This is a genomic window from Actinomadura meyerae, assembly GCF_900188445.1.
In the GTDB taxonomy this organism is placed as follows: Bacteria; Actinomycetota; Actinomycetes; order Streptosporangiales; family Streptosporangiaceae; genus Spirillospora; species Spirillospora meyerae.
In genome coordinates this window covers 1-7,049 of record NZ_FZOR01000082.1, presented here as the reverse complement: position 1 = coordinate 7,049, position 7,049 = coordinate 1, and the positions used below count along the sequence as shown (strand labels likewise).

11 protein-coding genes are annotated in these 7,049 nt (G+C 70.1%); 6 read left to right on the top strand and 5 right to left on the bottom strand.

Translation table 11 applies throughout. The features are described from left to right. The first annotated feature begins 284 nt into the window (after positions 1 to 284). The 4 genes from CHF16_RS38840 to CHF16_RS38825 are packed head-to-tail and all read left to right on the top strand — an operon-like array spanning position 285 to position 1,022. Positions 285 to 482 (top strand): DUF397 domain-containing protein, encoded by a 198-nt coding sequence (locus CHF16_RS38840; protein ID WP_089331201.1) that lies wholly within the window; start codon positions 285 to 287, stop codon positions 480 to 482. Continuing rightward, positions 479 to 664: a DUF397 domain-containing protein gene (locus tag CHF16_RS38835; protein WP_089331200.1), complete on the top strand. Its 186-nt coding sequence runs from the start codon at positions 479 to 481 to the stop codon at positions 662 to 664. The genes CHF16_RS38840 and CHF16_RS38835 overlap by 4 nt, the downstream gene beginning before the upstream one ends. Next, positions 661 to 846, top strand: coding sequence for a DUF397 domain-containing protein (locus CHF16_RS38830; RefSeq protein WP_089331199.1), 186 nt, complete (start codon positions 661 to 663; stop codon positions 844 to 846). The genes CHF16_RS38835 and CHF16_RS38830 overlap by 4 nt, the downstream gene beginning before the upstream one ends. Then, positions 843 to 1,022: a DUF397 domain-containing protein gene (locus CHF16_RS38825; RefSeq protein ID WP_089331198.1), complete on the top strand. Its 180-nt coding sequence runs from the start codon at positions 843 to 845 to the stop codon at positions 1,020 to 1,022. Before CHF16_RS38830 ends, CHF16_RS38825 begins: the two co-directional genes overlap by 4 nt. A gap of 52 nt (positions 1,023 to 1,074) precedes the next feature. Here the strand turns inward: CHF16_RS38825 and CHF16_RS38820 are convergent, their stop codons facing one another. Then, positions 1,075 to 1,500: a MarR family winged helix-turn-helix transcriptional regulator gene (locus CHF16_RS38820; RefSeq protein ID WP_179271929.1), complete on the bottom strand. Its 426-nt coding sequence runs from the start codon at positions 1,498 to 1,500 to the stop codon at positions 1,075 to 1,077. A gap of 100 nt (positions 1,501 to 1,600) precedes the next feature. Here CHF16_RS38820 and CHF16_RS38815 point away from each other — a divergent pair, with 100 nt between their 5' ends. After that, positions 1,601 to 2,257, top strand: coding sequence for an MFS transporter (locus CHF16_RS38815; protein WP_089331196.1), 657 nt, complete (start codon positions 1,601 to 1,603; stop codon positions 2,255 to 2,257). Next, a complete protein-coding gene (locus tag CHF16_RS40755) occupies positions 2,242 to 3,018 on the top strand; it encodes an MFS transporter (protein WP_245869808.1) in 777 nt (258 codons plus the stop codon). Before CHF16_RS38815 ends, CHF16_RS40755 begins: the two co-directional genes overlap by 16 nt. A 13-nt stretch (positions 3,019 to 3,031) precedes the next feature. Here the strand turns inward: CHF16_RS40755 and CHF16_RS38805 are convergent, their stop codons facing one another. From CHF16_RS38805 to CHF16_RS38790, 4 genes are all read right to left on the bottom strand, one after another. Then, positions 3,032 to 4,036 carry a LacI family DNA-binding transcriptional regulator gene (locus tag CHF16_RS38805; RefSeq protein WP_089331194.1) on the bottom strand — a complete coding sequence of 335 codons (1,005 nt, stop codon included), beginning with the start codon at positions 4,034 to 4,036 and terminating at the stop codon, positions 3,032 to 3,034. Between the two features lie 51 nt (positions 4,037 to 4,087). Then, complete coding sequence (locus tag CHF16_RS38800) at positions 4,088 to 4,927, bottom strand: hypothetical protein (RefSeq protein WP_089331193.1); 840 nt, start codon at positions 4,925 to 4,927, stop codon at positions 4,088 to 4,090. Next, on the bottom strand, positions 4,921 to 5,652 hold the full coding sequence (locus CHF16_RS38795) for a MerR family transcriptional regulator (protein ID WP_089331192.1): 732 nt from the start codon (positions 5,650 to 5,652) through the stop codon (positions 4,921 to 4,923). The genes CHF16_RS38800 and CHF16_RS38795 overlap by 7 nt, the downstream gene beginning before the upstream one ends. A gap of 76 nt (positions 5,653 to 5,728) precedes the next feature. Next, positions 5,729 to 6,952: an HNH endonuclease signature motif containing protein gene (locus CHF16_RS38790; RefSeq protein ID WP_089331191.1), complete on the bottom strand. Its 1,224-nt coding sequence runs from the start codon at positions 6,950 to 6,952 to the stop codon at positions 5,729 to 5,731. Between the last annotated feature and the right edge of the window lie 97 nt (positions 6,953 to 7,049).

The following is a 7,049-nucleotide window of genomic DNA, read 5'->3' as shown; positions in this document are numbered from 1 at the left end:
CCCGCAACTGGCCCTGGGCCGACGCCTGGCGGCAGTTGTTCACCACCCTCCACGCCCCACCCGACAGCCGCTGACCTGCCGTTATCCACCGCCCGAGCGGGCCCGACCGGAACCGAACACGTGGAAAAGCTGGGCAGACCAGCCGATCACCCCTGCCCGCGGGCGGCCGACAACTCAACCGTCCTCCCGAAAAGACCGAGAGATCGACCTCGATACACCATCGGTGGATCGAGGCTAAGCAGAACAGCTTCGCTGGCGCTCATTGACGAGGTAGCGTCGCAATCATGAACAACTCCGCACGGCCAGAGATCCACTGGCGTAAGAGTACGCACAGCGGCGGCGTCGAAAACAACTGCGTCGAGGTTGCAAACCTCAACGACCACATCGCCATCCGCGACAGCAAAGCACCGGAAGACAGCCACCTCACCCTCACCCGCCAGAACTTCGCCGACCTCCTAGCCCGGTTGGGAGAGCTGGCATGATCACTGCGCCCACCTGGCGCAAGAGCAGCCACAGCGGTGGCCACGAGGGCGATTGCGTCGAGATCGCCGACCTCAACGGGCACATCGCCATCCGCGACAGCAAGAACCCCACCATCGGTCATCTCGTCCTCACACGCCAGGGCTTCGCCACCCTCCTCAAGCACCTGGGAGAGCGAACGTGAACACCGGGCCTCCCTGGCGCAAGAGCAGCCACAGCGGCGGCGACGAAAGCAACTGCGTCGAGGTCACCCACTTCAACGGCCACATCGCCGTCCGCGACAGCAAGGCGCCGGAGAGCGGCCACCTCACCCTCACCCGCCAGTACTTCGCCGACCTCCTAGCTCGCCTGGGAGAGCTGGCATGATCACTGAGCCCACCTGGCGAAAGAGCACCCACAGCGGAGGCAACGAGGGCAACTGCGTCGAGATCGCCGACCTCAACAGCCACATCGGCATCCGCGACAGCAAGGCACCAGAGACCGAACACCTCACCCTCACTCGCCGCGACTTCGCCGCCCTCCTCTCCCACCTGCGGCCATAGCCGTCCCAACCACTGGCGCGCAAGAGCGGCCACGTCCCCCGACGGGACGCGCTCAAAAGAGGTTGTTGGTCTTTTCGAGGTAGCCGGCGATGAGGTCGAGCTGGTCGTCGGTATAGCCGGCGTTGACCTTCTCCAGGTGGCTGACGTACTCGGCGTACCGGTCGACCAGCGGCTGGACCTTCGTCATGTCGAGTTCGAGTCGCGCGCTGCGGCGGTCGTCGGGGTCCGGGACGCGGCGCAGGTATCCGGCGCGCTCCAAGCGGTCGACGATGCGGCTGACGGTGCTGGTGGAGATGCCGGTGACGTCGCTGAGCCGCTTGGCGTTGCGGATGTCGTCGCGAAGCATGAGCAGGTGCAGTGCCTGGGTGTCGGTGACCATCAGCCCGGCCTCCCTGGCGATGCGGTCGTTGCCGAGCACCGCGTTCACCAGCGCGACCTGGAACGCGCGCTGGATGCGGTCGCCGTGCGAACGCGCCATCGGACCCCCTTGGCAATATAGTCCCATGGTGGGATAGTTGTGGCATGGGACTAACCCATCCTGGGAAAGTCGCGCTCCGATTCTAGGTGGGGGTGGCTCGATGGGCAGCGCGGAACGCGGCCGGACGGCGGCGGTGGTGGTACTGCTTCTGGCGTCGTTCATGGACCTCATGGACAACACCATCGTCAACGTCGCCCTCCCGTCGATGGAGCGCTCGCTGCACACGACGGCGGCGCAACTGGAGTGGGTCGTGTCGGGCTACGTGCTGGCCTTCGCCGCCATGCTCATCGCGGGTGGACGGCTGGGCGACATGGCCGGCCGTCGCACCGTGTTCCTCGTCGGGACGGCCGGGTTCACGCTGGCCTCACTGTGGGCCGGGCTCTCCACCTCCGGCACCGAACTGGTCGCGGTGCGGATCGCGCAGGGGCTGTTCGCCGGGGCGATGGTGCCGCAGGTGCTCGGCACCGTGCAGGCCCTGTATCCGCCCGAGAAGCGCGCGGGCGTGTACGGGATCGCGGGAGCGGTCACCGGCGCGGCCGCGGTCGCGGGGCCGCTGCTGGGCGGCGCGTTCGTGTCCGGCGACGTGTTGGGGCTCGGCTGGCGGGCGATCTTCCTGGTCAACGTCCCGGTCGGCGTCCTCGTGCTGATCGGTGCGTTCACGCTGGTCCCGCCGACGAAGGCCGAGCACCCGCTCTCCCTGGACGTCCTCGGGACGGTGCTCGCCGCCGGAGGCGTGGAGGCCTGGCCTACCCGCTGATCGAGGGCCGCCAAGCGGGATGGCCCTGGTGGACGGTCGTCCTGTTCGTCCTCGCGCCGGTCCTGCTCGCCGCGTTCGTCCTCCATGAGCGCGGTCGCGCGCGCCGCGGGCACGCCCTTCTGCTGCCGCTCCGCCTGTTCGCCGACCGCGGTTTCAGCGCCGGGCTGATCGTGCAGCTCTCCTTCCAGGCCAGTGTGATCGGCTTCCTGTTCGTGCTGAGCATCACCGTCCAGTCGGGCTTCGGCTTCTCCGCCTGGCGGGCCGGGCTCGTCGTCCTGCCGTTCAGCATCGCGGCGGCGTTCACCAGCGGGGCCGCCGCAGCCCTGGTCGCCAAGGCCGGCAAGGCGCTGGTCGGCATCGGGGCACTGCTGCAGGCGATCGGCACCGGATGGTCGATCGAGGTCGTCGCCGGAGGCTCCCACCCGACGGTGGCCGGGCTCATCGGGCCGATGGCCGTGGCCGGTGCCGGTCTGGGCCTGGTCGTGGTCCCGCTGACCGATGTCGTCCTGGCGGCGGTCCCCACCGACGACGCCGGGTCCGCCTCCGGAACCCTCTCGACGTTCCAGCAGGTCGGCGGGGCACTCGGCATCGCGGTCGTCGGGACGGTGTTCTTCGACTCGGCCACGTCCGGCGACGACCTGGGCGACGCCTTCGGCATGGCCGCATGGATCGTGGTCGCGCTCGGCCTGCTCGCCGCTCTCGCCGCCCTCCTGCTGCCGCACGTCAGGCCGACCGCCACCGTGCCGAGTACCGGCGACTGACCGCCCGCGACCGTCAGGACGACTCGCGGACGATCAGGCGGGTCTCGCAGATGACGGGCGTGTCCGCCACGGGCCTGCCGTGGATCCGGTCGAGCAGCAGCTCGACCGACTGGCGCCCCATCGCCTCCGTGGGCTGGTGCACGGTCGTGAGCCCCGGGTAGGGACGCAGCTCCGCGCCCGCGTCCTCGAACCCGACGATCGCGACGTCGTCCGGGACGCGCCGTCCCTCCCGCTCCAGCACCCGCAGCGCGCCGCAGGCCATGTTGTCGGACGCGGCGAACACCGCGTCCAGCGACGGCTCCACCGCCAGCAGCCGCTCCATCTCCCGCGCACCGGCTGAGACGCTGAAATCGCCATGGCGCGCCAGCTCCCGTCCGCCGGACAGGGCCTCCCGGTAACCGGCCAGGCGGTCGGCGCCGACGGTGGTCTCCGGCGGTCCCGCGATCGTGGCGATACGACGGCGTCCCCGCTGGACGAGGTACTCGACGGCACGCCGCGCACCGCCCCGGTTGTCGGCGTCCACGTAGTCGAGCCCGGCGGCGCCGGGGCCGTGCGGCCGGCCTCCGAGCACGACGGGAATGCCGTGGCGCGCCAGCAGACCGGGGAGCGGGTCGTCACGGAGCAGCGACACGAGAAGCACGCCGTCCACCCGCTGGGTGCGTAGAGCGTCGGCGAGGTCCCCTCGACCGGAGTCCGACTGGGTGAACGTGAGCGCCAGCGTCATGCCGGCCGCGGCGACGGCCGAGCCGATCCCGCTGACGATGCGGCCGAAGTAGGGCTCCTCGAAGCGGCGCCCCCGGTCCTCCGACATGACCAGCGCGACCGTCCCGGTGCGCCGGGCCGCCAGCATGCGGGCCGCCCGGTTCGGCACGTAGCCGAGTTCCGCGATGGCCCGCTGCACCGCCTCGCGGGTCCGCGCGCTGACCTTGGCATCGCCGTTGACCACGCGGGACACGGTGCCGCGGCTCACCCTCGCCAAGGCGGCGACCTGCTCGAGTGTCGGACGGCGGTCGATCATCCATCATGTGTACAGCGCGAGGCCGCGGCAGCGCCACAGCGGGTCAGGCCGTCATCCCCCTACCTGCCCTGGGACGGTCGAACGGGCGTCCATGAGCACGGACGGGTCGTCGGCGAAGAACCGGACCGTCCGGACGTCGGCCCGCCCACCGAGCGGCCGGACGACCCGGACCGGCTCGCGCAGCTCGACCACCACGTTCGTCTGGGACGCCACCGCGACCGCGAGCCGGTCGTCCAGCACCTTGACCATGCCGCTCTCGTTGTAGTTCCGGACGCTCCGGAGCGAGGAGATCTGCGCGCGCGGGATGCGCAGGTCGAAGAAGGCCCCGTACCGGACGCGGAGTTCCTCGTCCGACCACACGTGCGGACGGGTCACGCACGCGGCGATGACCGCCAGCACGATCAGGATCGAGTACAGATCGATCACCAGGAAGGCCGCGCGCAACCCGTGGGGCGCGTCGATGGCCCGCAGCAGCAGCTCCACGCCCACGACCTCGACGACCATCGCGAAGAGGAACCCCAATTGGAGGGCGAGCTGCCCGCCCGCATACGTGACGGCGACCGCGCCCTGCGGTACCCCGTGCCTACGGCGCGCGACCAGCAGCACCAGGCTGACCATGCCCTTCACGTCGAACGCCATGATCCTTCGCAGCTTGTCGGGCACCAGGCGCCCGACGCTCCGGAGGGCTGCCGGCCAATCGGCGCCGGTCCGCCGCGCCTTGATGACGAGCTGGGCTGCGGCTGCGAGCTGGAGAAGGAGCATCGTTGCCAGGATCACCTTGATGGTCGCGACCACCGGGCCGGGCACCGTGACACCCGAGGCGACCAGCACCATGACGGCCAGCTCAGCGGACGCCGCCGCGTACAGCGCGGCACGGGCGGCCCTCAGCACGACCGCTCCTTGAAGATCGTCACCAGCACCCTGAACACTTCGCGCTGGGCGGGTGACATCTCCTCCAGCCATGCGCCGTCCGGCGGCTGCCCCACCATCAGCGCCGCCATCTCCGCCGGAATCAGGTCCGCCAGGTCGTCGGCGATCTCGGTGACGCGCGGATCGTCCGGCGGGGCGTCCGCGATCTCGTCCAGGCGCGCGTAGACCCGGGCGACGCGCTCGCGTTCCTCGGGGCCGGTGAGGGAACTCAACATCCCGGCGAACCGGGCCCGCTCCCCCTCCCCCACCGCCGTGTCGACCAGCGCGAGCAGTTCCCGGTCGAACTCGGCGAACCGCGACCCGCGCGGCAGGGCCCGCAGGACGTCCCCCATCTCGGGCGAGACGGCCGAGTCGGGGCGTAGCTCCGCCTCCTTCAGCAGCGCGGCGAGCCGGGCCCGCCGCACCCCGATGGCCTCCTGCTGCCGGGCCAGGTCGGCATCGAGTTCGAGCAGCACCTCGCGCAGGTCCCGACCGCGCTCATCGGCGAGGACGTCCCGTATCTCGTCCAGCGACAACCCCAGCTCCACGAGCCGCCGCACCCGCGCAAGCGCCACCGCGTCCCGGAGCCGGTACTCCCGATAGCCGTTCGGCAGCCGCTCGGGCTCCGGCAGCAGGCCGAGGTGGTGGTAGTGCCGCACGGTCCTGGTCGAGACCCCGACGAGCGCAGCGAGTTCACCGATTCGCATGACCTCATTACAAACGTTGACGCAACGTCAAGGTCAACCGCGCCGACTCCGCCCCGGGGGAGCCGGGGCGTGCCGGTCATGCGGCTTGGGTCCATGTGGGTGGTGGGCGTCCGGGTTCGGGATCTCCGTCGGGTTGGAGTGTTCGGATCCCGGGTGGATGGAGGCGGTAGGTGTACCGGCCGTCCTGCGCTTTGGTGATGTGGAGTCGGTCGGGGTGGGTGTGTTTGTAGCGGTTGTGCCATCCGCAGGTGAGGGTGAGTTTGTCGATGTCGGTGGGGCTGTTGCCGAGGGCCCAGCCGTGGACGTGGTCGACCTCGCACAGCGTCCCGGGCACCTCGCAGCCCTGCACCGCACACGTCGAGTACAGGGTCTCCAGCACTTGCCGTTGCGACACGGTGGCGAATCGCACCCGGTGTCCCAGGTACAGCGGGGTGTTGTCGGCACCGAGTAGTAGCGGTGACACTCCGGCGTTGAGGGCGATGCGTCGGGCTTGGGCTGCGGGGATGGGGGTGCCGTCGGTGAGTCTGGCGGGGGTGGTGCCGCCGGTGAGGGTGTCCAGGTCGCAGATGACGGTGACCTTGGTGGCCGTGTGCCCACCCGACAACACGCCGGTGAGCGCAGCCGCCGTCCGCTCCGACAGGTCACGATGGTCGTCGGTTCCGGCGGGCTTGGCCAGCGGCCCCAGGGTGCCGTCCCAGATCGCGGCGTCCTCGGCGTTCAACCAGCCCTTGATGTAGCGGCCACCGTCCAGCGACCGGGTCGAGTCGATCCACGACCGCTCATACCCCCGCTTCACATCTTCGGGGGCTTGCTCGCGTCCGTCGCGCTCGGCGATAACGTCACGGATCCGCTTACCGAACGAGGCCACCTTCCCGGCCGAGAAACCCTGGTCCACCATGCCCAGCAGGGTCGTCTCGGCAGTGACGCAGTCATCGTCGTCCAGACGGGCGGTTGCCTCGGCGATCGTCGCGGCGTATCCGGTCGACAGTTCGCCGGCGGTCCACCGCTCGGTGACCTCCGTCAGGCGGTGCCGCTGCCGCGCCAGGGTCAGGCGCTCTTTGGCGCGGGTTTCGCGCATGCCCATGCGGGACCGCAGCCAGGAGCGGGTGGAGGGGAAACCCCACCGCTGCACCTCCCGGGCCCCGTCCACCACGCCGACGAGTCCGGCCAGTGCGGCCTCTTGTAGATCGTTGGCGGTGGCGAGTTCTTCGGCGAGTTGCAGGCAGGCGGTTGGGGAGTCGGGGGTGGTGCGGGAGGCGAGTGCTGCGGCGATCGCCGAGGCCGCGTGCACCAATTCCATGGTGCAATGCCGTTAAATTAGCCTGACCGTCAGGGTGTTATCCACATATCCACAGGCGTCGCAGGTCCATGTGGAGTTCGTGAAAGCGATTGAAGCC

What these genes read in the sequence shown, in the direction of transcription:
- CHF16_RS38840 (WP_089331201.1), top strand. Translation starts at nt 285, where the DNA reads ATGAACAACTCCGCACGGCCAGAGATCCACTGGCGTAAGAGTACGCAC.
- CHF16_RS38835 (WP_089331200.1), top strand. Translation starts at nt 479, where the DNA reads ATGATCACTGCGCCCACCTGGCGCAAGAGCAGCCACAGCGGTGGCCAC.
- CHF16_RS38825 (WP_089331198.1), top strand. Translation starts at nt 843, where the DNA reads ATGATCACTGAGCCCACCTGGCGAAAGAGCACCCACAGCGGAGGCAAC.
- CHF16_RS38820 (WP_179271929.1), bottom strand. Translation starts at nt 1,500, where the DNA reads ATGGCGCGTTCGCACGGCGACCGCATCCAGCGCGCGTTCCAGGTCGCG.
- CHF16_RS38815 (WP_089331196.1), top strand. Translation starts at nt 1,601, where the DNA reads ATGGGCAGCGCGGAACGCGGCCGGACGGCGGCGGTGGTGGTACTGCTT.
- CHF16_RS38805 (WP_089331194.1), bottom strand. Translation starts at nt 4,036, where the DNA reads ATGATCGACCGCCGTCCGACACTCGAGCAGGTCGCCGCCTTGGCGAGG.
- CHF16_RS38795 (WP_089331192.1), bottom strand. Translation starts at nt 5,652, where the DNA reads ATGCGAATCGGTGAACTCGCTGCGCTCGTCGGGGTCTCGACCAGGACC.
- CHF16_RS38790 (WP_089331191.1), bottom strand. Translation starts at nt 6,952, where the DNA reads ATGGAATTGGTGCACGCGGCCTCGGCGATCGCCGCAGCACTCGCCTCC.